23 protein-coding genes and 1 riboswitch are annotated in these 26,148 nt (G+C 31.6%); of the genes, 6 read left to right on the forward strand and 17 right to left on the reverse strand.

Translation table 11 applies throughout. From position 1 onward, the window contains the following. Positions 1 to 7: 7 nt before the first annotated feature. A complete protein-coding gene (locus CUEA01_RS21030) occupies positions 8 to 1,609 on the reverse strand; it encodes a spore germination protein (protein ID WP_234123985.1) in 1,602 nt (533 codons plus the stop codon). A 106-nt stretch (positions 1,610 to 1,715) separates the two neighbouring features. After that, a complete protein-coding gene (locus CUEA01_RS21035) occupies positions 1,716 to 2,969 on the reverse strand; it encodes a 4Fe-4S dicluster domain-containing protein (RefSeq protein WP_234123987.1) in 1,254 nt (417 codons plus the stop codon). Positions 2,970 to 3,361: 392 nt separating this feature from the next. Between CUEA01_RS21035 and CUEA01_RS21040 the strand changes: the two genes are divergently transcribed. Beyond that, positions 3,362 to 4,141 carry a hypothetical protein gene (locus CUEA01_RS21040; RefSeq protein WP_234123989.1) on the forward strand — a complete coding sequence of 260 codons (780 nt, stop codon included), beginning with the start codon at positions 3,362 to 3,364 and terminating at the stop codon, positions 4,139 to 4,141. A 546-nt stretch (positions 4,142 to 4,687) separates the two neighbouring features. On the opposite strand, the gene CUEA01_RS21045 is transcribed toward CUEA01_RS21040, so the two are convergent. The 8 genes from CUEA01_RS21045 to CUEA01_RS21080 all read right to left on the reverse strand — a co-directional run bounded on the left by CUEA01_RS21045 (position 4,688) and on the right by CUEA01_RS21080 (position 11,633). Continuing rightward, positions 4,688 to 5,323, reverse strand: coding sequence for a septation protein IspZ (locus tag CUEA01_RS21045; RefSeq protein WP_234123991.1), 636 nt, complete (start codon positions 5,321 to 5,323; stop codon positions 4,688 to 4,690). Between the two features lie 16 nt (positions 5,324 to 5,339). Further along, positions 5,340 to 6,041, reverse strand: a complete 702-nt coding sequence (locus tag CUEA01_RS21050; protein ID WP_234123993.1) for a flavodoxin family protein — start codon at positions 6,039 to 6,041, stop codon at positions 5,340 to 5,342. Between the two features lie 371 nt (positions 6,042 to 6,412). Then, positions 6,413 to 6,973: a PadR family transcriptional regulator gene (locus tag CUEA01_RS21055; protein ID WP_234123995.1), complete on the reverse strand. Its 561-nt coding sequence runs from the start codon at positions 6,971 to 6,973 to the stop codon at positions 6,413 to 6,415. Positions 6,974 to 7,332: 359 nt separating this feature from the next. Then, the gene (locus CUEA01_RS21060; RefSeq protein ID WP_234123996.1) at positions 7,333 to 8,040 is read right to left on the reverse strand and encodes a 4Fe-4S double cluster binding domain-containing protein; all 708 of its coding nucleotides are present in this window, start codon (positions 8,038 to 8,040) and stop codon (positions 7,333 to 7,335) included. A gap of 18 nt (positions 8,041 to 8,058) precedes the next feature. Continuing rightward, on the reverse strand, positions 8,059 to 8,658 hold the full coding sequence (locus tag CUEA01_RS21065) for a DUF3137 domain-containing protein (protein ID WP_234123997.1): 600 nt from the start codon (positions 8,656 to 8,658) through the stop codon (positions 8,059 to 8,061). 69 nt (positions 8,659 to 8,727) lie between these two features. Beyond that, positions 8,728 to 10,005, reverse strand: coding sequence for an adenylosuccinate synthase (locus tag CUEA01_RS21070; RefSeq protein WP_234123998.1), 1,278 nt, complete (start codon positions 10,003 to 10,005; stop codon positions 8,728 to 8,730). A gap of 115 nt (positions 10,006 to 10,120) precedes the next feature. Beyond that, positions 10,121 to 11,020, reverse strand: a complete 900-nt coding sequence (locus tag CUEA01_RS21075) for a LysR family transcriptional regulator (RefSeq protein ID WP_234123999.1) — start codon at positions 11,018 to 11,020, stop codon at positions 10,121 to 10,123. Between the two features lie 7 nt (positions 11,021 to 11,027). After that, entirely contained in the window at positions 11,028 to 11,633 is a 606-nt protein-coding gene (locus CUEA01_RS21080; protein WP_234124001.1) for a YkgJ family cysteine cluster protein, read from the reverse strand. A 161-nt stretch (positions 11,634 to 11,794) separates the two neighbouring features. Between CUEA01_RS21080 and CUEA01_RS21085 the strand changes: the two genes are divergently transcribed. Both CUEA01_RS21085 and CUEA01_RS21090 read left to right on the forward strand, forming a co-directional pair. After that, on the forward strand, positions 11,795 to 12,088 hold the full coding sequence (locus CUEA01_RS21085; RefSeq protein ID WP_234120546.1) for a transposase: 294 nt from the start codon (positions 11,795 to 11,797) through the stop codon (positions 12,086 to 12,088). Continuing rightward, the gene (locus CUEA01_RS21090) at positions 12,085 to 13,041 is read left to right on the forward strand and encodes an IS3 family transposase (protein ID WP_234117968.1); all 957 of its coding nucleotides are present in this window, start codon (positions 12,085 to 12,087) and stop codon (positions 13,039 to 13,041) included. Before CUEA01_RS21085 ends, CUEA01_RS21090 begins: the two co-directional genes overlap by 4 nt. A gap of 266 nt (positions 13,042 to 13,307) precedes the next feature. On the opposite strand, the gene CUEA01_RS21095 is transcribed toward CUEA01_RS21090, so the two are convergent. After that, positions 13,308 to 13,958 carry a hypothetical protein gene (locus tag CUEA01_RS21095; RefSeq protein ID WP_234124003.1) on the reverse strand — a complete coding sequence of 217 codons (651 nt, stop codon included), beginning with the start codon at positions 13,956 to 13,958 and terminating at the stop codon, positions 13,308 to 13,310. Between the two features lie 314 nt (positions 13,959 to 14,272). Here CUEA01_RS21095 and CUEA01_RS21100 point away from each other — a divergent pair, with 314 nt between their 5' ends. Then, positions 14,273 to 15,880: a xylulokinase gene (locus CUEA01_RS21100; protein WP_234124005.1), complete on the forward strand. Its 1,608-nt coding sequence runs from the start codon at positions 14,273 to 14,275 to the stop codon at positions 15,878 to 15,880. A 565-nt stretch (positions 15,881 to 16,445) separates the two neighbouring features. On the opposite strand, the gene CUEA01_RS21105 is transcribed toward CUEA01_RS21100, so the two are convergent. The 3 genes from CUEA01_RS21105 to CUEA01_RS21115 form a co-directional block, all read right to left on the reverse strand. Continuing rightward, positions 16,446 to 17,357 (reverse strand): hypothetical protein, encoded by a 912-nt coding sequence (locus CUEA01_RS21105; protein ID WP_234124007.1) that lies wholly within the window; start codon positions 17,355 to 17,357, stop codon positions 16,446 to 16,448. A gap of 448 nt (positions 17,358 to 17,805) precedes the next feature. Then, positions 17,806 to 18,639 carry a helix-turn-helix domain-containing protein gene (locus tag CUEA01_RS21110; RefSeq protein ID WP_234124010.1) on the reverse strand — a complete coding sequence of 278 codons (834 nt, stop codon included), beginning with the start codon at positions 18,637 to 18,639 and terminating at the stop codon, positions 17,806 to 17,808. 7 nt (positions 18,640 to 18,646) lie between these two features. Next, positions 18,647 to 18,832: a hypothetical protein gene (locus tag CUEA01_RS21115; protein WP_234124012.1), complete on the reverse strand. Its 186-nt coding sequence runs from the start codon at positions 18,830 to 18,832 to the stop codon at positions 18,647 to 18,649. 252 nt (positions 18,833 to 19,084) lie between these two features. Beyond that, a riboswitch (M-box (ykoK) riboswitch) is annotated at positions 19,085 to 19,250 on the forward strand. Positions 19,251 to 19,424: 174 nt separating this feature from the next. Here CUEA01_RS21115 and CUEA01_RS21120 point away from each other — a divergent pair. Further along, positions 19,425 to 21,143: an ABC transporter permease gene (locus tag CUEA01_RS21120; RefSeq protein WP_234124014.1), complete on the forward strand. Its 1,719-nt coding sequence runs from the start codon at positions 19,425 to 19,427 to the stop codon at positions 21,141 to 21,143. A 14-nt stretch (positions 21,144 to 21,157) separates the two neighbouring features. Further along, on the forward strand, positions 21,158 to 22,456 hold the full coding sequence (locus tag CUEA01_RS21125; protein ID WP_234124016.1) for an ABC transporter ATP-binding protein: 1,299 nt from the start codon (positions 21,158 to 21,160) through the stop codon (positions 22,454 to 22,456). A gap of 109 nt (positions 22,457 to 22,565) precedes the next feature. Here the strand turns inward: CUEA01_RS21125 and CUEA01_RS21130 are convergent, their stop codons facing one another. The 3 genes from CUEA01_RS21130 to CUEA01_RS21140 form a co-directional block, all read right to left on the reverse strand. Continuing rightward, positions 22,566 to 23,285, reverse strand: coding sequence for a hypothetical protein (locus CUEA01_RS21130; RefSeq protein WP_234124018.1), 720 nt, complete (start codon positions 23,283 to 23,285; stop codon positions 22,566 to 22,568). Continuing rightward, positions 23,278 to 23,841: a GNAT family N-acetyltransferase gene (locus CUEA01_RS21135; RefSeq protein ID WP_234124021.1), complete on the reverse strand. Its 564-nt coding sequence runs from the start codon at positions 23,839 to 23,841 to the stop codon at positions 23,278 to 23,280. The genes CUEA01_RS21130 and CUEA01_RS21135 overlap by 8 nt, the downstream gene beginning before the upstream one ends. Positions 23,842 to 24,261: 420 nt before the next feature. Beyond that, entirely contained in the window at positions 24,262 to 25,974 is a 1,713-nt protein-coding gene (locus CUEA01_RS21140) for a methyl-accepting chemotaxis protein (protein WP_234124023.1), read from the reverse strand. Positions 25,975 to 26,148 lie beyond the last annotated feature (174 nt).

Genomic DNA, 26,148 nt, shown 5'->3' on the forward strand with positions numbered 1-26,148 from the left:
ACAGAGCTTATTCGTTATTACTCCTTTTATCAGAATCTGTTTTGGGTTCAGGCTTTGCATCATGTGCAACTCTTCTAAATCCTCTGCTTGCAATATAACTTGGAAGCCGATTCATTTTCCACCATGGAGATCTTACCATAATGTCTTTATGCTTATTTTTACCGGCTGACGTAAACGGTTCCATATAGCTTACACCAAAAGAACGCAAGCTATTTAAATGAATAATTATTATACTTAGTCCTGCTAAAATCCCTGGTAATCCGAGTACAGCGGCCATTATCATCAATGGGAATCTAAGTAACCTCCCTGAAATCGAGGCATTAAAGGCTGGAATAGCAAAGGAACTAATTCCTGTTAATGCTACAACAATTACCATTGCTTGAGAAACAATTCCTGCCTGAACTGCAGCCTGACCTATAACAAGACCTCCTACTATGCTTACAGCCTGGCCTGCCTGCTTTGGCAAACGCAAACCTGCTTCCCTTAAAATTTCAAATGTAGCTTCCATCATAAAGGCTTCTCCTATACTAGGGAAAGGAACTCCCTCACGAGAAGCTGCAATAGACAATGCCAGTGTAGTCGGAATCATTTCCTGATGAAAACTTGTTAAAGCAATATACATCGCCGGAAGAATAACCGAAATAATATAAGCACTGGCTCTAATAAACCTCGTAAGTGTTGCTATTGGAAATCGTTCATAATAGTCATCTGCTGATTGGACAAACTGAAAAAAAATTGTAGGTACTATAAGAACATAAGGAGTTGTATCCACAAGTATAGCCACACGCCCTTCCAAAAGTGCTGCTGAAACTTTATCCGGTCGTTCGCTGTGTTCTATCTGTGGAAACGGTGACATGGGAGTATCTTCTATCAGTTCTTCAATATAACCACTCTCAAGTATTCCATCAATTTTGATTCTTTTTAATCGATTTCTAACTTCATTTATTACATCTTCCTTTGCTATCCCTTTAAGATAAACTGCTAATACCGTTGTTTTGGTTTTTGTGCCTATTTTAAATGCTTCAATTCTTAAATCCGCACTTTTAATACGACGTCTTATTAGCGCAGTATTATTTTCTATGTTTTCTGTAAAACTATCTTTAGCTCCTCTTACTGAATTTTCACTAGTTGGTTCAGATACCGCTCTGTCTTTCCACCCTGAGCTTCCTACTATAAGCACTCTATCTATTTTATCCAAAAGGAGAATTGTGTTTCCGCTAATCAATTCATTTATCATATTATTAGCATCAAATTCTTCACTTACATAAATATTGGGTATACCGTATTCCTTTATTCTTTGAAAAACTTCTATATTATCTTTGGCACCACTAAACCTGTCATTTGACATCAATGGTCCTATAACTTGTTCATTAATAAGTTCTCTTTCTGCCAATCCCTTAATCAAAATGACGGCTGCTTTTATTTTAATATCTGAAGCAATGGTAAATTCTCTAATTATTATGTCACTAGCATAACCCATTATCTTTTTTATCGTTTCAATATTCGATGTTAAGTCTAAGGAGAGTTTTATTTCTTTAGGTAATTCTTCTTCATCTTGTTTTGAAATTTTATCTTTTTCATTACTATTTAAATATTTCAATATCGACACACCAACCTCCCCCTAGAATATAATTACAAACTTATTATGTCTAATATAATTAAAATTATTCCCATGCCATAGTTACGTTCCATAATTCACAGCGCATTGTATCCCCTTATTTTCCGCTAAGTAATTTATCTAAATATACCGATTTTAATTGTTTACTTGCCATAGCTTTTTTCATAGGTGGTAATTTTAAAATAGCTGATATCACCGCTGCCATAGCCCTATGACTCATTAGCGCCTTATTATCAAAAATAAGTTCTTGAAGCTTCCCTTTTTCAATAGCTTGCAGCACAATTCTGTGGGTTGTATTTGCTGGAGTTATTATTTGCTTTCCTCTATTTTTAAGGTATATTGCCTTTTTAGGACAGTTTCTAACACAAACTCCACAGCCAAGGCATATTTCTTCATCGTTTTTAGCCTTATGAGTTATAGGATCAACCTTCATGGCATCTATTGGACATACTTTTGCACATTTTCCACAACCAACACAACTTTCTTCCACAACTTTGGGGATAAATGGTGTAGTTTGAATAGGCATAAGATAACCAAATTTCTTAATAGCCTGCATACCTTCACAGCAGCAGCCACAGCAATTACAAAGAAATACCGAACCACTTCTAACATTTTCACCACATTGAACCAAATTATAGTCATAAGCCATATTTAATATGTCCAAGGCTTCCGCAGCCTCTATAGCTCTTCCATATCCATGCTTACTTAAAGTATAAGCACTATTTCCAAAGGTCATGCAGGTTTCCATAGGTGCATAACAATCCTTTCCAAGATGATGCATTTTGTGTCTGCAAAAGCACATGCTAACTGCAATAAACCTAGCTTCTTTAATCATATTACTTGCCCTATCATAGTCCATTATCTCAAGCTCATTTTGTCTCGAAAGCACCCCTTCCTGCACAAATACTTTTCCAAACCTAGTTTCAGTTCCTAAAAATAAATCCTTAATAAAATCTTCTTCCACATTTAAATATTGAAAATAAAGCTCTGATAAAGTTTTTTGATCAATATCATCTCTAGTTCTCATAAGGGAAAATTCAAAAAATCCAATCATTGGAGGTGGTAAACAGTATTCCTTTTTTTCATCATAATCAATATCCATTAAAATAGCCTTTGATGCTAGTTTTTGAAGTATATTCTCTGTTTGAACCTCATCCATTTTCCAAATTGAACTTGCCGTTTTTACTGTAAATGGCTTAATAGGAAGCATTGCTACTAGTTCAGCCTCTTTTTCAGAAAAAAGCATGCTCAATATTTTATACAGTGTTTTAGATGGCGGTGCACCTTGAGGGAATCTGTTAATTCGTTCTTCTAATCTTTTGTAGGCCTCTTTATTTGAAATGTGAGACATAATTTATATCCTCTCTTCATTATAAAAATTTATCAATATTGAAATATATTATAGCATAAGACAGGCAACTTCAAATACAGAAATTACAAATGCAAAATGTATCCTGATAAATTAGAATTTGAAACAGAGTAGAGAGTAAAGAGTAGAGAGTAGAGTGATGGTTGATTTTTCTACGCTAACGCTACAAAAAATCTAAAAACTTACTTTTTTATTGCTTACGCAATCGCATCATGTATGGTGCAGAGAGAAGCTTACAACATTTAAGTTTAAGATTTACCTGAGTAAAACGAAAGGTAAATCATCCTTCACTCTACTCTCTACTCTCTACTCTCTACTCTTTACTTTGTATTTTCATGTTGTGTTATAATAAATTTAATATTGAGGTGATTAATTTGTTTATACCAAAAATAACTGTAAAAAAATCAGATATAAATTTTAATATAAACTACATAACTGACTTACTTACACCACAAAATACTGATTGTAAAAATACAAGTCTACCTTTTAAAGATAGAGTTTACGGACGCCTTCCAGAATTAAAATATGCTATAAGAGATAATATGACAAAAGAACAAGTGCAAAAGCAAGTTGAAGCCATAATAAAAAATGAATATAAATCTAACGAAATAGACAAAAGAATTCTATACGTGCAAAATAAATTTGATAAATTAGTCGTCCCATTTTTATCAAGCCTTTTGGATATTTTTAATCTAAAATGGGATAATTTGCAGCATGAAATAACCTGCTACCTAGGCTGTTATCCTGTATTTCCAAGAAATATTTTTACCAAAGAATTTTGGGTTAATTATAATTCAAAAGATGAAAACATAATTAAGGGCGCTGCTCATGAAATAAATCATTTTATGCTTTACGAAAAATGGAAAACTATGCACCAAAACTCCACAGATGTTGAATACAATTATCCTAATCCCATATGGTTTTTAGAGGAAATCATCGTAGATCCAACTTTAAATGAATCTAGTATACAATCCATAATTCCATATGCGCATAAAGCCTATGTACAATTTTACACCAAAACTATTGGCGGTATCACAATTATGGATAGAATTAAAGATATGTATAAAAGTAAAACAAGCATTGAGGATTTCTTAAATAATGTTTATGAATTTATTGTGGATAATTTACATGAATTTATATCCAAATGTGGATAATTTATTTTTATAATATTTACGCATATAAAAAAGCAATTTGGTTATCATATATATTGTCAAAGGATTTAAAGTTGTTGAGCGAAGAGTAATTAGGGTTTAATTTTTTAAGCTCGAAATTATTCGACCTGCGATATGTATAGGATTAAAATCAAATTCAATTACTACTTTTTAGTAATAATTAGTTTACAAGGTTTTATACATATCAATGGACGATTATTACAAGTGTCCATAAAGCTTTATATAGATTAAACTGTATATGGTTCTAAGATATTTATAATGGTCAAGCGAAGATTTATTAACGTGCCGAAGGTATTATACGGCTTAATCCCGTTAATACTAAAGATTATATTAATTGAAATATTTATATAGTTTTTAAGGTACGTTAATAAGTCGAATGAAGATTTATAAGTGTAATGAGATGCTTAAATAAAAGTATAGAGGGTTATTTGGGTGTGTAACTATATTTATGAGTTGTAGTAAGATGACTTTAAGTTCTAGACAATAGGGGTTGCTACATTAATTTTTTAATGTAGCAACCCCTTAAAATTAATTAAGCAGCTTTTTTTCTCTTGCAAAATACCATTTTGGAAAAACTATGCAAGCTACTATTAATAAAGATGTCGATATATTAGAGTAAGTAGTGCTAATTGTATAATATGAACTTTTAGACATGCTATTTAATAATATTACTCTTCCTAAAGCTTGAGCCACATTTAATAACCCCCATGCAGCGGTAAGTATTCTCCAAGCTGATTTATATCTTGGGTTTCTTTTAATTTCTTCAGGTACATTTTTAAGATAAACTTGTTCTGCTATAACTTGAACCAATGATCTTTTAAATAGTAATGATGCAAAGAATACTATTGCTAACAGGATATCTTGTATTATAGGTGCTATAAAATAAAAGGATGTATTTTTTGAAATAAGCGTACCGACAAGTCCTATTATTGCAAAAATTCCGGCGAAGGCTGCCAAAGCGTTAATCCTGCGTTCTTTCACAAAACCCATAAATATTACTCCAATGCTCCATAAAGCTGATAGTACTATTCCTGTAAGTGTCATCTTTAATTTATCAAAACCTACAAATAATATAATTGGAATAATTGCACTTATAACAAAATCTTTATTTAGCACAACCTTTAATAGAGAACCTTTTTTATTTGATGAATATAATTTTTCCATAACAATACTCTCCTTCTTAAACCCAACTTTTGTTGGCATTTTCTAAATAAATTTCAGCTGGAATAACATTTTTATCAAGAATCTTTTGTGTTTCAGTTTCTATGAACCCTTCATTTACTATTTGTTCTCCTGCCGCTTCTAAAGCTGAAAAATATGGATTAAACAGTTTTTTAAGACCTTCATGCTTATCAACAGAATTGAGTATTCCTCCCTGTGAAAATAGAATTGTACCTGCTAAATTATCTTTTGCCATTACCTTAAAGGTTTCAACTAAGCCTGAAAAATTATAATTTCCTGGGAAACCACAATTTGAAATTAAAACAGTTTTTTGTGACGTTTCTCTTTTAATACGTTCAGTATGTGAGTATTTATCACCAGCCTTAACTATTTCTCCATTGTTTAGAGGAAGCATTCTATCCATAAAATCCTTCATAATACCTGTAACTGTATAGTAGTAAAGTGGAGTTGCATATACAATTACATCTGATTTATATACCTTAATCAATAATTCTTCCATGTCATCCCTATGAATACATTTTCCTGGAGTTTTAGTCCAACAAGTAAAACATCCTGTGCAATGCTTTATATTTTTTTCACTAAGATAAATTACTTCTGTCTCAGCACCAGCTTTCCTACAACCATTAAGAAATTTTTCCAAGATAACCTCTGTATTTCCTTTTGCTCCTCTTGGGCTTCCATTTAAAGCTAAAATTTTCATTTCATATTCCCCCAATTTATATTTTTAACACATTAATTTTATAAACCTTCTATATATTTAACATTCGTGTCATTTTCTCTGTCCTTATATATTTATGATATATATCAATCTGATATAATAAGTATATATCACTATGATATACCATGTCAATATATTTTTTCATTTTTGGCTATGTTTTAAATAAGTGTTGATTTTAACACTTATTTAAAACATAGCCTCATTTTTTTTATTTTATTTGGATCTAATACAAAAATGGCCGTTAACTTCCATTGAATCAGCAATTAAATTAACTGGCAATAATTTCAACCTCAAAAAATTCAGATAAAAATAAGCTAATGATTTTTTACTATCATTAGCTTATTTCCCGTTATTTAATTATGCTCTATGCCTTTTAAATCTTCTATTGTTTTTTCACACCACTTGATTTTTGCTTCTTCGCTAAATTTTCCATTGCTAAGAACTATATTCCACAGCATCAAATCTTTTTTAGATACCTGATTGGCTTTACTGCTTATAACTTTTTCTACATTTGTATATTGTAAAAGAAGTTCTTCAGATTCTTTTTTTATTTGTTCCATATTTGAAATAATATCTTTAACAGGTACATTCTTAGATAGAAATATCTTCAAAAGAAGTTCTGATCTAAGTGGTTGATGCTCCGGTGGAAGTTTAAGCCAGTTATCTAATTCCTCTTTACCTTTTTTAGTAATAGAGTATAAATTCTTAGATGGCTTACCTTCTGTCTGCTCTACTTCTTTTGTTACCAAGCCTTCCTCTTCCATCTTGTGTAACATTGGATATATATGACCATAATTTTCGTTCCAGAAAAATCCTATAGATGAATCACAGAATTTTTTAATGTCATAGCCTGATCCAGATATTATATTCAATACTCCTAAAAGAGCATATTTTGTTTTATTTGCTTTTGCCATATTAATCTCACCTTTTTAAAGATAAATCACTTGAAACTTCAAAATTAATTTGTATGAAAATCCTATCTTCTTAGCATTATGCTGCAAATTAATTTTGGTAGTTGTAATAGTTCATCTATATATTTTACTTAATATCCTTATGATATGTATCAACTTGATATAATTATGATATATCACCTTGATATACTGTGTCAATATGTTTTTAAATATTTTCTCAATTTGATTTTTAATATTATCTATATCTTCTTTAAATAGTATCATTGTATCAAATCTTTCACTAAGTTTATTTATATTATAACATAAGCCAATGACACTTTTATATCATTGGCTTATTCTATATCATTTGATTATCCCTAAATTTAATTACTTTTACCAAATGGGCAGGCATACAAGCACATACCGCATATCTCGAGTTTTCCTTCTGCCTCCATTTTAGCAAAATATTCTTCACACTTTTTTACATCAAGTCTTACTTCACGAGGTTCCCCATTTACATATTTTCTACCAAGTATAGCTTGAGCAGGACATATTTTAGCACACCTATCGCAACTGCCACACTTACTTTCTAATATTTCTTTATTTTCTTCAAAAGGAGCATCCGTTAATACAGAAGTCCACCTTACGCGAGGGCCATGCTGTGGAGTTATCAAAAGACAATTCTTTCCTATCCACCCGAAACCAGCTAGTCTAGCAGTAAGTTTATGCGATAATGAGGCACAAACCCTATCACTATCTATGCGCTCTGCTGCTGGCAAAGGCATCACTTTATAACCATTACGCTGAATTAAGGAACTGACAATTGAAGCAAAATTATCTAATCGATTGTTTATTACATCATAAGCATGTATCTTGTTTTGAAGTACATTTTCATATATATCTCTGTCTTCTAAAAGCTCTACAATACTTTGCGGTAATACTATTCCAATAGATATTGCTCTTGGAAAATCATATATTAAAGAGCCGCTAATTTCTTTAATTTCATTTTGAACTTGAGTAATCCCTGCTACACCAATAAAGTCAATACCGTGAAAATCACCCAATTCCTTTATTCTTTTTAATAAATCCATCTTTTCACCTCTCTGAATCTATAAAACCACATCAGGATTTTCCCAACCTGCAACACCTATGTTGTATAATTCTTTAAGCACTTCTGCAAAAAGCTCGTACAATTCTTTAAGCCTTTCGATATCCTTTATAACACCAGTAACTTCAAAATAAAGCTCATCAACACCTTTGGGAAAGTGCTCTTTAAAATATCCCTCATCATCTTTTATCTGTAAATTAATACTAGGTTGCTCTTCTATTAATGCCCTTATGCTTTCATTAGAAAATAAGCTTTTTGCTTTTTCTTCATTATTGCTTTTTATTACAAAATCATCGTCAAACTTCTTATAACCAATATTAACATCCTTCATACCTAATAGTTTTCCAATTTCACTAAAAAACCCACTTCTATATATTTTAAAATAGAAATTATTAAGATTTATAAAAGGTGCTCTCATCCTTGTATAAGTTATTGTAGACTTACCTGTGGATACTATGTAGGTATCAAGCACAAGCATCCAATTATCTACACGTGCCTCAACTCTATCACCTTTCCAAAAGCCACCTGGCACATAATTAGCATGAATTTCTGCTGCTAACTGCTCCCAAATCTCCTTTTTGCTCGGTCCGAATAGTCCCATAATTTTTCCTCCTCACATCATAAAAAACATATATAAGTTAATAATGATGCTATTATATGATATAATTTCCTATTTTACAATTATATCTCCTCTTTTGGGACCATTAGAAATATATTTAACAGGATAACCAACTTCTCTTTCAATAAATTCAATATATTTTTTTGCATTTTGAGGCAAGTCCTCATACTTAGATATGCCGCTAACATCACATTTCCAACCTTCCAAAAATGTATATACTGGCTTTGCTCTATTTAATAACGGAGTAACAGGAAAATCTTTACACTCCATTCCATCAATATTATACGCAGTACAAACAGGAATTTTATCAAGATATCCAAGTACGTCAATTAAGGATAATGCTATAGCTGTTGTTCCTTGAAGCATGCAGCCATATCTTGTAGCAACTGCATCAAACCATCCCATTCTACGAGGTCTTCCAGTTGTTGCACCATACTCTCCACCATCGCCACCTAAGTTACGAAGTGTATTAGCCTCATCGCCAAAAATCTCACTAACGAAGGCACCTGCTCCAACGCAAGAAGAATATGCTTTAACCACAGTTACAATTTCTTTTATCTCATAAGGTGGAATCCCTGCTCCAACAGCACCAAACCCAGCAAGTGGTGAAGACGATGTAGTAAATGGATATATTCCGTTATCCGGATCTTTCAGTGCTCCAAGCTGGCCTTCCAACAGTATATTTTTATTTTGCTTAATTGCTTTATTAAGATATACAGCAACATCATCAACCATAGGCTTTAATCGTTCCCTATATTTTGTAATTTCATTGTATATGTCCTCAGAATTTAATAAAAAAGAAGACTTATAAATACTTTTTGAAATTTCATTTTTAAAATTACAATTTGAAGCTATTTTTTCTTTCAAAATTTCATCATGAAACAAATCACAAACTTGGATTCCGGTTTTAAGATACTTATCAGAATAAAATGGTGCAATACCTGATTTTGTTGATCCAAAGCTGCTTGCACCAAGCCTTTCTTCCTCTAATTTATCAAACAATATATGATATGGCATAACTATTTGAGCTCTGTCTGATATTTTTATATCTGGCATAGGAACTCCTCTTTCAATTAGGCTGTCAAGCTCACTAAAAAACTCTTCAATATTAAAAGCAACTCCTTGAGCAATAACATTTGTAACATTTTTTCTAAACACACCTGATGGTAGAATGTGCAATGCAAATTTACCATACTCGTTTATTATAGTGTGCCCTGCATTAGCTCCCCCTTGAAACCTTACAACGATGTCTGACTTTTCTGCTAATAAATCAGTGATCTTTCCCTTTCCTTCGTCTCCCCAGTTACCTCCAACTATTGCTTTAACCATAATAAAAAAACCTCCTTGAAATGATTTATCTACAATTCATAATTTACAAGATAATCGTATCACAGAGGCATCCATAAATAAAATTTGTATTACTTATCAGTGTCATAAGTTATACTTATATCACTTTTTTCACATCATCCTTTAATAATTCAAGCAACTTTTTACTAGCTGGGGAAATTGGAATCTTATCCTGTGTAACAATGCATATACTTCTCTTTGGTATGTGAGGCTTTAAACTAAGTTCAAATAATTCTCCATTTTCTATTAGCTTTTCTGCAAAGTTCCTTACAACACATCCTACGCCTAAGCTTCTTGCAGCAAATTGGACAATTAAATCACTGGTCGCAAGTTCAAATTCAGGATTAAGACTAACTCCTTCCTGTTTTAAGAAATCATCAACATATTTTCTTGTGCTTGTGTTATTTTCTAAACAAATAATTGGATAATTCTCAAGTTCTTTAAGCTCTATATTTCTATCTTTTAATTCATAAAATCCACTATTTGCAATAAATACATCTTCAATATCGCAAACAGGCACAACCCTTATTCCTACATATTCCTTGACTGGTTCACTTACAATACCAAAATCAATTTTCCCATTCTTTAGGTATTCTATTGTTTCAGGCGTAGGTACATTAGTTACCTTAACCCTAACCTTAGGGTATAACTTATGAAATTCTTCAAGATATGGCAGCAGATAAAATTCCAAGGTCATATCGCTTGCGCCTATTCTTATCTCTCCTGTTTCAAGTGTAAGTAGCTCCTTAAACTTACTTTCGCCAAGCGCCATGTACTCATAGCCTCTTGATATATATGTATATAATACTTCACCTTCTGGAGTAAGCCTAACTCCCTTTGAAGTCCTGTAAAACAAATTACCTCCAAGTGAATTTTCTAATTGCTTTATAATCTGACTTACAGCAGGTTGTGAAATAAAAAGTTCCTCTGCAGCATGAGTAATACTGTTAAGCTTAGCTACAAAATAAAACACTTTGTAATATTCAAAATTAACCATAGTATAATCACACCCCTATATACAATTCCTCCCTATCCTCCTCATAAAGCCAGCCTTCTTCTTCAGCGTAATCAAATATGTCTTCCAAAAGTATGTCATATTCCTTAGCAAAAAGTACTGGATTTTTTTCATAATTATCTGTATTATTGTTTCTAATTTCATCTTCAAGAATCAATGCCTTCAAATATGTACTTCCAATAAGTTCTCTAATCACATTATACCTATAGCTTTTAGCACTGCATATGTAAAGTCTGCATATTATCGGTCTCTTATCATAAATTGTACATAAATTTTCATCCGTAATAAAAATACATTCTTTATCCTTGTTAACTACATACTGGTCAAACTCTCTATAGTAATTTCTCTTTTTAACTAACTTATTCTTTACAAATTCATTGGCAAGTTTATTATCACCTTCTGCCAATCTATTTACACATACATTATCCATTTCTACCGACCAGGATTTCTTGCAACAGCTTTCTTCACACTTATCACATGGAAGCTGATTATTTTTTAAAAACAAATCGATTGCATCTAATAAATCTTTGACCGTTGAATTCTTATCTATATTATCATAATTTATTTTTCCTTCACTATCTAATATTAGTTTCATATCATCATCTCCTAGCTTCTATATTATCATATGGATACACTTCTTGAAACAGAGTAGAGAGTAGAGAGTAAAGAGTAGAGTGCTCATAGGCCCCCTCATAAAGCTGGAATAATTCACTCAGATAATTTAGAATTAATTTAGAGCTTTAAGAGGAGGTCTTTATGAATTTTACAAGAAAATATACAGAAGAAGAAAGAGTGAACATGGTAGAAGAGGCTCTCCAATATGGTAGCAATTCGTTGGTGGCAGCTAAATATAATATTAATCCTGGACTACTTTCTAGGTGGAAGTCTTGCTATCGCAAGTATGGGCAAACATTAATGCAAAAAAAGCCTAAAAAACTTGATGGTCCAATACCTGATTACAAAAAGCAATGTGCATTGCTTACGAAAGAAAAAAGGGAACTAGAACTAGAAATTGCTGTATTAAAAGATATGTTAAAAAAAAAGATTTGAATCTTTTTGATCCATTTATCTTTGCAAATGACTGGATTTCTACAGGAGCTCCAACTTTAATGTTGCTTAATATTATTGGATTAAAATCATCAACATATTATCGTTGGCGAAGCCTGATAGACCAACCATTCAAACCAATTAAAAGGAATGACGGAGTCATACCTGGATTTAGTTATATCAATAACGAACTTTGTAAAAAAGTCTATGACATTCATATTCAAAAATACATTAAGGACATTCTGAATGATCAATATGGAAAGTTTTATGGATATAAGAAAGTCACAGCAGTATTAAGGGAAACATATAATCTAAAAATAAACAAAAAGAAAGTGTATAGACTGATGGCTCTAATGGGTGTTTTAAGGGCACAAAGAAAGCATATACAACATTATAAGCGTATATGTAAAAACCATGAAATTAAAACTTCAAATACTTTGTGGGAAATGGATACGAAGTACATTTATATAGCCGAGACACGACAAGTAGCCTACTTGGCATCTATAATAGACATCTTTGACAGAAGTATTATTTCATGTGTATTATCTTTATCACCTAACTCAGAAAGTGCTAAAGAAGCAGTGTTAAAAGCCTTATATTCGCGCAAAATCAAAGGAAAATCAGAAAGCTTAATAATCCGCACTGACAACGGATCTCAATTTATTGCACATGATTTTGAAAAACTGTGCATTAGTGAAAAAATAACACATGAGCGAATACCAGCTAAAAGTCCTAATTACAACGCTCACATAGAATCATATCATAGATATCTTCAAGATGAGTGTCTTGCAGGAAAACTATTTAAAAACTTTAAAGAGGCTGAGGAAACCATTATGAACTATGTTAATGGGTATAATACTAAACGCATACATTCAGCAATAGGTTATAAAACACCTGATGGTTTTTACAATCTAAAAAATTCTAATTTTAAAGAGAATTTAGTTGTAAGATTATAATATTGATATGGTACTGAAAATCAGTACCATATCAAAAAAATGAAATTCTAAGAATTAGCGAGTATTTGAATAAATTATTCCCATTCTGGGGGGCCAATCCGAGTGATGGTTGATTTTTCTCCACTAGCGTTACGAAAAATCTTAAAACTTATTTTTGATTGCTTCCGCAATAGCGGCATTACTGTTGTCGGCGAAGCTGACAACAGTTAAGTTTAAGATTTACCTGAGTAGCGCGAAAGGTAAATCCTCCTTCACTGTACTCTGAGCTAATTACTATATGCAGTAAAGTCTCCTTTAAACTCCCCTGCCTCCGAGGAGCCTTCCAAAAATACATCTATAACCCTTTTAGAATCTTTTCCTTCTATTTCATAAACATTAATCTTGCCTAGAGCTCCTATTTTTTTCCCTTTCTTGAATTGGGATTGAGAATTGCCTACCACGTAAGTACGTCCATTAAAAATAATAGTATCTGCAAACAAGAAATCATATTTTAAATACATCTGATTATTTTTTACGATTATGCTTTTATTTGTTTCCGTTCCTTTCTTTGAATATAATTCATAATTACACCCACCACTAACATAATTTCCAATATGCTCTCCCATCTGCTGTTTTAATGAAGTTGATACTGCTTTCCCATCTAACATATAAATGCCATTATTTCTCCATTGAATCGTCTGCAGTATCATCTCTGACATTGATGGAAAATATTTTTCATTATCGCTATGCCCTTTAAGCATAATTGTCCCTTTGGCTGCAATACTTGGATTATTCGTTTTTATTTTATTAGTTGCTGCAACTTTGACTTTATTGGAAATATTACAATAATACAATACCCCAAAAAACATTATAGCTACTATAGAAATTATTATGGCTATATTTTTATGATTACGAAAACTTTTATATTTAGAAGCCATTCTATCCACCCCCATTTTATATATCTTTACTCATTAACTATGTTTTAAATATAATATCACATTTAAACCCATAAAAAGTAAATTTTAAAATTTTATCACAATTATTTTCGATAAAAAATCTTAATTTTAATAAAAATGACATTGATTACATTCTATTTTAATAGTACAATAATAATATAATTGTACGTACAAATTTTATTTATTACGAATGCTATTTTATTAACTGCAGATAATATATACGTTACAATCCGCTATATTTGTACAAATATTTATACGTACAAATAGAAGTATTATAATTAGATGGGGGAATAAAAATGAACACTACAATTAATGATATCAAAAATTCTATTATCAATGGAAAAACAGTACTTGGTATTGAACTTGGTTCAACACGAATTAAATCAGTTCTAGTTGGACAAGATAACACTCCTATAGCTTCTGGCAGTCATGATTGGGAAAATAGTTATGTAGACAATATTTGGACCTACAGTTTAGATGATGTTTGGAAAGGTATACAGGATAGTTACAAGAACATGGCAAACGACGTAAAAGAAAAATACGGAGTAACATTAGAGACTATTGGTGCAATTGGCTTTAGTGCCATGATGCATGGTTACATGGTTTTCAACAAAGCTGGCGAACTTTTAGTACCTTTCCGTACTTGGCGTAACACTATTACTGAAAAAGCTTCTGAAGAACTTACTAAACTTTTTAACTATCATATTCCTCAAAGATGGAGTATTGCTCACCTTTATCAGGCTATTTTAAATGGTGAAGAACATGTTACTGATATCAGTTTCCAAACAACCTTGGAAGGTTATGTCCATTGGAAACTAACAGGTGAAAAGGTTATCGGCATTGGTGAAGCTTCCGGAATGTTCCCTATTGATATAAATACTAAGAATTATAATTCAAAAATGATTGAACAATTTGACGAATTAGTTGCTTCTAAAAATTTTTCTTGGAAGCTTAAAGACATTATGCCAAAAGTTTTGCTTGCAGGAGAAAATGCTGGTGTTCTTACAGCTGAAGGTGCCAAGCTTTTAGATGTTACCGGTAATTTAAAGCCAGGAATTCCGCTTTGTCCTCCAGAAGGTGATGCTGGGACAGGCATGGTTGCAACAAACAGCGTTGCACAGCGTACTGGTAATGTTTCTGCTGGAACCTCTGTTTTTGCAATGATTGTGCTTGAAAAAGAATTATCAAAAGTATACGATGCAATTGATTTAGTTACAACACCTACTGGCAGTCTAGTAGCTATGGTTCACTGTAATAACTGTACTTCTGACCTTAATGCTTGGGTTAACATATTTAAAGAATTCTCTCTTGCAATGGGAATAGATGTAAACATGGACAATTTATTTGCAACACTATATAACAAGGCCCTTGAAGGAGATCCTGATTGCGGCGGCTTACTTGCTTACAATTACTTTTCTGGCGAACATATAACTAATTTTGAAGAAGGACGACCTTTATTTGTACGTACCCCTGAAAGCAAATTTAACTTAGCTAATTTCATACGTGTAAACTTATTTACATCACTAGGTGCACTAAAAACTGGCTTAGATATTCTTCTTAAAGACGAAGGTGTTAAGGTTGATGAAATGTTAGGCCATGGTGGTTTATTCAAGACTAAGGAAGTAGGTCAAAAAATTATGGCTGCTGCTATAAATGCTCCTGTTTCCGTTATGGAAACTGCTGGTGAAGGTGGCGCATGGGGAATGGCCTTACTTGCAGCTTATATGCTTAACAAAACTGAAAATGAAACACTAGAAGAGTATTTAACTAATAAAGTATTTGCAGGAAAGGTTGGCACAAAAATCGCTCCAGCACCTAATGATATTAAAGGCTTTGATGAATTCATGAAGCGTTACACTAATGGACTTCCTATTGAAAGAGCAGCCGTAGATAATCTTAAATAATGCGAAGCAAAGTGTAGTACAAAATCAAAGAACCTTTGGCAGGTATAGAAAAATGATGTTAGTGAATAGCGGCTCAAAATCCTAAATAAAATTAATAAAACTAAGCGGCAAATTTTTTAAAGCTTAAGAGCTTTCGATAACTCGCAAAAATACGCTCAGACAATCTAAAGCTCTAAAGCTTTAGAAAATTTCCCACTAAGTTTTATACAATTTTATTTAGAAATTTTTTCGCCACTATTCACTAACATCATTTTTTTCCTACACCTACCAAAGGTTCTTTGATTAATCCACTACATCTTTGTTTCACAATATTTAAATATTGCGAACCAAAACACAGAGTACGGAGTACAGAGTACAAAGTACAGTGAAGGATGATTTTCTTCCGCCTTGCTACAGAAAATCCTATAACTTATTTTTAATTGCTTACGCAATTGTGTCATTAATGTTGTTCAGCGAAGCTGACAACATATAAGTTTAAGATTTACCTAACGTAAGGAAAGGTAAATCATCCTTAACTGTACTCTGTACTCTGATTTAATGGTTCGCAATAATTATAAGTTGTGAATTACAGCAGTCCCATCTCAAAGCCTTTTAAGTATCTTAAATTAGTCAAAATCACATTAGCCTTCCACCAATTTTTACTTAATTCCCATTCCTTTAAATAATCACTCCAGTTCCAAGTTATATTCCATGTTCCATCTTGGTTCATAGTTTGAGCAATAAATTCTGCCTCATAATCCGAAACCTTCTTATTATCTAGATAAAACATGCTATCAGGAGTAATCATAAAGTGTGAAGGCTTGCATATATAATCGTTTTTCCATCTTTCCGTGTCCTCTTCAATTAATGATTTTACAGCCTTTTTCAAACTGTCCTTCATTTTGTCAACATCAAAAATGTCTGTAACCATAGCCTTTGTACAGTATTCATAGAATCTGATAAAGCCTGGTGTTTCATGCATTTCTACTGGATATCCTTCCTGCAAAAATACCCCAACTGCTTTCCTTGCTATTTCATCTGCTAGCTTGTACAAATTCGATTCTTTGTCGGCAAAATACAAAACAAATCCAACAAGAGAAATAGTTGGATTATATCCCCAATTTTCAATTACATTATCTCCATAAGACCACCAAGGAGCATGAGGATAATCATTATTTGTAGGCACTGCTGCAAGCCAATGTCCATCTTGAAAATCTTTTTTGCTATCTAAATAAGCTAATATTCCTTTTACTATTTCATTTTCCTTATCTGTAACACCTAATTCATATAAAACTTCTGTGGCACACCAAGTTTGCATAGGACAAGAGTTTGGATTCCAACTATCTGCCTCAAGTGCATGTGCAAAGCCACCATCTAAATTCTGATATGCAGCTAATGCCTTTAATACCTCTTCTTTGCTTCCATCTTCAAAATGATATTTCCATCTTGCTATATCTAAAGGTCTAGCATTTCTATACATCCATTTCTTTATTTTCATAAATTGTTCTTGTGTAAGCTTCTCCACAATTATCACCTCGTAACTATTTTATACAAAAATATAGCAACTGTATTGTAAAAATGCGACTTATCTTTATATAGATGTACAACTTCAAATATAGAAATTACAAACTCAAAATGTATCCTGTTAAATTGCAACTTTAATCAGAGTAGAGAGTAAAGAGTAGAGAGTAGAGTGATGGTTGATTTTTCTTCGCTATCGCTATGAAAAATCTCAAAACTTATTTTTTTATTGCTGCGCAATGGCGCCATACATGGCGTTCACCGAAGCTGACACCATTTAAGTTTAAGATTTACCTGAGAGAATCGAAAGGTAAATCATCATTCACTCTACTCTCTACTCTTTACTCTTTACTCTTGTTTTTCCTCGATAAATTGTAATTTGTAAGGATAAATTTGGTATTTACAATTTTAATTTTTCAAGTTGTTTACCTATAAGCAAGCTTTATCGCTTCACTAGGTGTCATTGTATGATATTTCTTAAAATCCTTAAGCAAATGTGCCTGATCCGTATAACCATATTTGCAAACAAAATCCTGCATATCTCCATTCTTATCTTTTAAAATATCCTGCCAAAGATATTGATAACGAATAAGTCCTGAAAGTTTCTTTGGTGATACACCTACATATTCTAAAAATAACCTTTCAAGCTGCCTCTTACTAACGGCTCCAAACTCTGAAATTTCAAGAATACTTGAAGTTCCCCTTGATTTCATTATTTTGTACACAGCATTCATTACATTATTGTTTTGCCTATTTAAATTTAGTTTTTTAAGAAAATACTGTTCTGCCTTTGCTATTCTATCCTGTATCGATGAAGCTTCAATTAATATATTTTCGAAATCTCGCCTAATATTTTTAAAATACGCTCCTGTTTCGGTAAATGCATTAAGTGCATTATTCATGGTTTCATCAGAAAATAAAGGTACAGCCCAAAAATAAAATCGAATTGCAAAACATGAAGTGGTACTGGATTCCCTTTGCCCTTTCGTGACAAAAGAAGTATCATTTATTCCACAGAATAGGTCATCTAACTTATTGTTATTTATATCAATATCAAAAATAATATCCATACATGTATCGGGGGTTACTAGTCCGCTTTTCATCTGAAAATTAGTATTTCTTGCATGCGGTTTTATGGTTCCCCAGAAGCAGCGTATGTATGGCTTTAATTCTTCACAAGGTTTAATTTCAATATATGCTTCATTATTAATAAAAGGTTCTGCTGTAATTGGCTCATAGATATCGCTTAGTGCAAACATATAATAATTACTGCACTTTCTCGCAGGTATCGTCAATTATTGCTGAGTCTTCCTTATTGTTTGTATCAATCTTACCATAATAGTTTTGTGCTTTATTGTTAATGCCATTTTTAGTCGGTGAAATCAAAAACCCAAAAACTGTACCTACTGAAAATGCTAATGCTGATAATAAAAAAATTTCTCTTTTTTTCATGATTAATCCCTCCAATTAATTATTGCATTTTACCTGTCCGTATTTCTTCTCCTAAAATATAATTAATTTATCATTATATACTTTAAATTATACCATGTTTTGTAATTAACACCAATAAAAATCAATATTCGAATCAGAGTCCAAAGTCTGATAATGTAAAGAAGATTTAACAAATATATATTGCATATTTTATTGACAAACTAAATATAAAAATTTATACTTACAAAAGAGAACATTTTTAGACAAAATTTAATAATGTATTGTTAGGTGAGGCTCCTATGTATGATATACGCTACTGCCCAAAAACATCGAGAGATGCCAATGGGTCAACAGATATTACCGAATTAAGGTTTTATTTAATGTAGCTGAGAACAACTCTAAGCTGCATAGTGCTAAAGCTCAACGATGAATAGAAAATGCTAACAGTGTTTTTTTGTGTTGAATTTTAGAGCCTTTAAAGGGCTCTTTTTTTTTTATGAAAGGTGATGGTTATATGGACGATGCGAATAGTGGTTATAATATACAGAGTTTGTGTGTTTTAAGGAAAATAAAATTTAAAATGCCATTCTCTTAATTAAGGAGGGCTTATGCTATGAAATTAGAAAAATTTGATTTAAAACAAAAATTTGGAGTAATAGATATTATTATTTTTATAAGCTTAGCCGCGGTACTTTTTCTTATTATATCACCCAATATAGGAAAAACTATAAATCCAAGCGGTATAGAAGTATCTACAAAATTGAGCAATCTTCCTAGGTATGCATTATTATCTGTTGGCAGAATGGCTGGAGCATATATTCTATCTTTAATTTTTACACTTGTATATGGTTACATAGCTTCTCATAATAAAAGAGCTGAAGCAATAATGATACCAATATTAGATATTTTACAATCTATACCTGTACTATCGTTTTTACCTGCAGTAGTACTTGGACTTATTGCTATTTTTCCTAATAGCAACATTGGTATTGAATTGGCTTGTATTATTTTAATTTTTACTAGTCAAGCTTGGAATATGACCTTTAGTTTTTATAATTCAACTAAAATTATTCCAAGAGATTTAAAAGAAGCAGCATATACTTTTCAATTAAATAAATGGCGTCAGTTTAAAACTTTGGAACTTCCCTTTTCAATTATGGGCTTAGTATGGAATAGCATGATGTCTTGGGCAGGTGGTTGGTTTTTCCTAATGGCTTGTGAAATGTTTACTTTAAAAGGAAAAGATTTTAGATTACCTGGATTAGGATCATATTTGCAAACAGCATCAAATGAAGGTAACGGTAAAGCTTTGTTTTGGGGCATAGTAACTTTAGTCCTAGTAATTGTAATATTAGATCAGTTAATTTGGAGACCAGTAATTGCTTGGTCAGATAAGTTTAAAGTTGAACTCACAGAATCAGATGATGCACCTCATTCATTTATATTAACCATAATGAGAAGATCAGTGATAGTGAACACTATAACCGAAAAGATATTTACTCCTTTTATAAGAAATATAAATGAAAAAATAGATAAATTTGCTGACAAAATTGAAAAAAACAAAAAAGGCAAAGTAAATAAAACAATAAATATTTCTAAATGGTGCATAAGAATCCTTTTTATTGGACTTTTAATTTATTCAAGCTATGGAGCAATAAAATTAGTTTTAAGCATTTCTAGTCATGATATTTCTAGAATACTTCCTGCAGTTGCACATTCCTTTTTTAGGGTAGCTGTTGCACAAATTATAGCATTAGCATGGACTGTTCCTGTAGGCGTCGCTATTGGAATGAATAAAAAAATTGCAAATTTACTACAGCCTATTATACAAATTATAGCATCTATTCCTGCAACGGCACTATTTCCTGTAGTATTAGGATTTTTTATAAATGCATTTGGAGGCTTAAATATTGCTTCTATTGCTCTTATGCTTATGGGAACTCAGTGGTATATCTTATTTAATGTTGTTGCAGGCGCAATGGTAATACCTGAAGATTTAAAATCGGCTGCAAAAATATATGGATTAAAGGGATGGAAAAAGTGGAAAGTGCTTATATTACCTTCCATATTTCCATATTTACTAACTGGTATGATAACTGCAACGGGAGGATGTTGGAATGCTAGTATTGTCTCAGAATATGTAACCTTTGGTAGGAAAACAGTAAGCACAACAGGACTTGGGGCATTGATTTCCGAAGCAACAGAAAAAGGAGATTTTCCATTACTTATTGTTAGTACTATTGTGATGTGCATCGTTGTTGTTGGTGTAAATAAAACCCTATGGAAAAGGCTTTATAGTTTATCAGAAGAAAGATTTAAAATTGAATTATAAGTGAGGTGCTTGGGATGAAAAAAGAATTTATAAAAATAAATGGATTAACAAAATATTTTGGCGAAAGTGAAATGCCAACAGTTAAAGATATAAATTTAACAATAAATGAAGGAGAATTTATAGCAATACTTGGGCCATCAGGTTCAGGAAAATCAACAATACTTAGAGCAATTACAGGACTAATGGAACCATCAGAAGGAGAAATTATTTTCGATGGCAAAAAAGTAAATGGCGTAAATCCTTATGCTTCTATCGTATTTCAAACCTTCGCCCTTTATCCTTGGCTTACTGTTATAGAAAATGTTGAGCTTGGCCTTAATGCTAAGAATTTTCCAAAAGAATATTCAAATAGAAAAGCTAAAGAACTTATAGATTTAATAGGACTTGATGGTTTTGAGGACGCTTATCCAAAAGAACTTTCAGGTGGAATGAAACAAAGAGTTGGATTTGCCAGAGCTTTAGCAGTAGAACCAAAGCTTCTTTGTATGGATGAGCCCTTTTCAGCTTTAGATTTCCTTACAGCAGAAAATTTAAGAACTGAACTTATAGATTTATGGACTGACAAGAGAATGCCAATAAAGAGTATAATAATGATAACTCATGGAATTGAAGAAGCTGTTCTTATGGCTGATAAGATTATTATTTTAAGTAAGCACCCTGCAAGAATAATAAAAGAAATAAATATTGATCTTCCACATCCAAGGAATAGAAAATCTCCTGAGTTTGAAAGCTTAGTAGATAGCATTTATAGTGTATTTACAAAAGGTAAATTTTCAGAACTTGAAGAAGAAAAAGTTGAAAATATTGTACAAGATAGCAAAGATAATATTGTTAAGCCTGTTCATATACCTAAAGTTCATATAGGTGTTATGTCTGGATTATTAGAAATGATTGATGATAATAATGGTAAGATGGATATTTATCAATTAGGAAGAGATTTGATGATGGAAATAGATGATTTGTTTCCTAACATTGAGGGTTTAACTCTATTAGATTTTGTAAATGTTAATGATGGAGATATTTTTATAACTAATTTTGGTAAAGCGTTCGTAGAAGCAGATACAGATGAAGGAAAGCTTATTTTTAAAACTCAAATTGAAAAAATTTCTAGTTTCCGATTAATCATGAATGTTTTAGGTAACAAAAAAAATCATACTATGAAAAGAGAATTTTTCAAGGAAATATTTATGCATCATTTTCCAGAAGATGAAGTTGAAAATGTAATGGATTCTATAATTCATTGGGGTAGATATGCAGAAATGTTTAATTATGACCATGACTCAGAAGAATTATACTTAGAATCGGAAATATAAAAGGTTTTATTTCAAGCTATGTCTTAAATAAAATTTTATTTAAGACATAGCTAAATTATTCCAACATTTAATACTATAAAAATTACGAAATCCAATATATCCATTGTATTTAATCAAAATAAAAAGGATTTTTTATCATATTCTTGTCCCAAACTTTTGTTGCCATTCTATACATTGCTTTTGCATGAATTCGATCATGCCAAACAAATCGCCTTAAAACTTTTCTCAAAGACCAATCTTCATTATAGCTTCCGTGAAAAACCATATTTTCTAAGTAATTTGACGATTTTTCTATACATTCTAGGGCATGGACTCTATTTTGAAAGATATCTTTTATGTTATCTATTTTTACACCAATTTCTCCAACATAATAATTAGTCACATTATTCGTATGCTCACACATTTCATCAGCAGTTCTCGGAATAGTACCATAAAAGGTTTTTCTTTCTTCCAAGGTACTAAACTTTTTATTTGGTATAGAATTATATAACTCTTTAAAATCTCTTGCAGACTTAATAGCAAGTTTTTTCAAATTCTCAAACTCTTCTTTTCCAATTGGAAGCTTTTCAGTTTCAAATATTACATCAGAATCCGCATCACAAATTTGCAACTGACTTTCTTTTTCCTGTACTATTATAATTTCATAATCAGCTTCTAAATCTTCTTTGCCATCTGTAATCCACTTAACATATTGTCTTATCTCATCGGGAAATTTACTTACTGCTTCCTGCTTGGTCTTACCGCGAGTAAACGCTCCGCAATAATTTTCAGCATATAGCAAATAGCCATCTTTATTATATTCCATCACAACTCTAATTTGTTTACTCATTGTATACACCTCTTTTAGAAACAAAATAATCATCATATATCTTCATAAGTTTCTCATTTATCGGACGATATCCCTTTTCATGTAACGCCACAATTCGTTCAGAAGCATTTGTAATTGCCTTTATTAAAATTGCCTCAACATCAAATGCGTCATAAAAATTTTCATCAGCAATTTCTAAAATCTCTCCAATAATTTGCCTATTCTCATGCTTACTTTGCAAATCAATTCTAAGAACTCCATAGTTGTTAAATTCATCATCTGCAGTTCTATGTAACATCTCAATTGTACCAATTCTTTCGTTTGTAGAATTTAAAACTATTGTCCATCTTACAAAATATTTATTTTTATAAGAAAAATCCCAAAATTCAATTGCTTGTTTCATTTTTTCAAGTGTAGTATAGTGAAATTTGTCACCATTGCAATTATCCGAATTAAAAAGTTCTACTGCCTTTTCATCAGAATAGCACTTTAATAATTCTTCTGCATCTTCCATAGTTGTCTGTACTAATGAAATACGCTGATTTTCGTATATCGGACACTCCTTGTAAATATCCATGTTTTCACTCTCCTTAGTTTAATAATTATATATGTCAGTTCACATATCCCAATCATTAATTATTTTTCCTACACACATTTTTTGCCTAAAATATACTTAATTTACTATTTTACGTTTAAAATTATACCATGTTTCACAAATTATTACTAACACAATTACAACTTAAATCAGAGTAGAGAGTAGAGAGTAGAGTTATGGTTGATTTTTCTCCGCTATCGCTCCCAAAAATCTCAAAACTTGTTTTTTATTGCTGCGCAATTGCGCGATGCATGGCGTTCAGCGAAGCTGACACCATTTAAGTTTAAGATTTAACTAAGCAACGCGAAAGGTAAATCATCCTTCACTCTACTCTCTACTCTTTACTCTGTTTTCTCCTAGATAAATTATAATTTTCTATCTTTAAACGTTCCTCATTAACGTTTAAACTTTAAACTTTCCAACCATATCCGTTAACCTTTGTGCAAGTTCTGCTTGACTTTGTGCAGACTTTGCAACATCATTAACGGCAAGCGTTACATCATTAACACTGTTTGATATTTCTTCAGAGCTTGAGGCAGATTGTTCTGCAGTTATAGCTGCATTTTGTATTGCATTACTTATTTGCTCAATAACTTCTCTCATTCGTTTTGAAGACTCAGAAATTCCTTCCGAAATATCATTCATAAATTCTGAATCTTTTTCATATTGATAACCTATATTCTTAAGTAATTCATAGTTTGGTTTAACATTATTATCCATAAATTCAAGTACATCCTGTCCACTTTTTGAGAGTTCTGTGACCGCTGTTTGTACTTCTTCAACCATATTCTGAATATCTACAACAGCTTCAGAAGCTTGTTCTGCAAGCTTTCTCACTTCATCTGCAACTACTGCAAATCCCTTTCCTTGTTCCCCAGCCCTTGCCGCCTCTATTGCCGCATTTAAAGCTAATAAATTTGTCTGCTGTGCTATATCTCCAATAGAATCCGCCATAATCTTAACTTCATCTACAACTTTTGCTTTTTCAATTGCCTTTAAAATATTTGAGCGACTTTGATCATATACCACTGTACCTTCTTCTATATTTTTTGAAGCTTTAGCTTTTATATCAAATGCACGTTTTTTTATATTATTTACAGATACCTTTGAATCATGAGCATTACTTGCAAGTTCATTCGTATTGGCACTTATTTCTTCTGTAGATGCACTTACTTCCTCTGTAGTTGCGCTTAAAACTTGAACACCATTAGCTATTCGTCCTACCGATTCACTTACTACTTCCATTTTGGATGAAACTTCCTCTGCAGTAGCCGATAATTCTTCACTTGCCGAACTCATATCTCCAGCATCGTTCATTATTTCACCTATTAAGCGCTTAATATTTTCTCTAGATTTATTTAATGCTTTAGCAACCTTACCTATCTCATCTTTTGAATCAATATTAATTGTCGCTCTAAGGTCTCCTCTTCCCATAGCTTCTGAGAATACTAAAATATCATCTAATCGTCTTGCTATTATAATAGATGTAAAAAGTGCTAAAATAATTGCAAATACAATCGCTATTGCTATTATAATAATAGAAATTATTGTACAGCTTTTATAACTTGAATTACTACTATTATACTCATTGGCAGAAATCTTTGAATCCAAAGCTATTTCTTTGTCTAATACATCAAACATAGCTTGTCTAACTTTAGAAACACTAGGAAAAATAGCATTAGCACCATCATAATCTGAAGCTTTAACTTTATCTATAATTTTGTCACGACCAGTTCTATAATCATCTAATAACTTTTCAAATTGAGCAAACTGTTCTCTATCAGTATTAATAACAATTGTACTCTTATAATCCCTAGCTAAGTTTTTATCATCCTCTGTTAATTCATCAATATCATTAACTAAACTATCAATTTTGCTACTATTTTTAGGATTTAAAATTTGCAAAACATCCCCTCTAATAGCCATCAAATTAGTTTTAAGCATATTTATATCCTTTACGCCTTTTAAATCAATATTATACAAATTTGAAACATTTGAATTTATCTTTTTCATATTTGATATTCCTACAAATCCGACAACTGCAATAAATATCATCATAATTATAAAAGATATCATTAATTTATATAACATCTTCAAATTATTAAAAATTCTCATTATATTATACCCCTCCATGTGTACCTTTTTTTATTTTGGCTATGTTTTAAATAAGTGTTGATTTTCACACTTATTTAAAACATAGCTTCCTTTAGTATGCTTAGCTATTTTTAAAAGAATGTTGATGTGATATGTTGGCTTTTATGGACTCTTAGAATCGCTCGTTTATAATTT

Origin of the sequence: Clostridium hydrogenum (genome assembly GCF_021432385.1) — a bacterium.
Classification (GTDB): domain Bacteria; phylum Bacillota; class Clostridia; order Clostridiales; family Clostridiaceae; genus Clostridium_S; species Clostridium_S hydrogenum.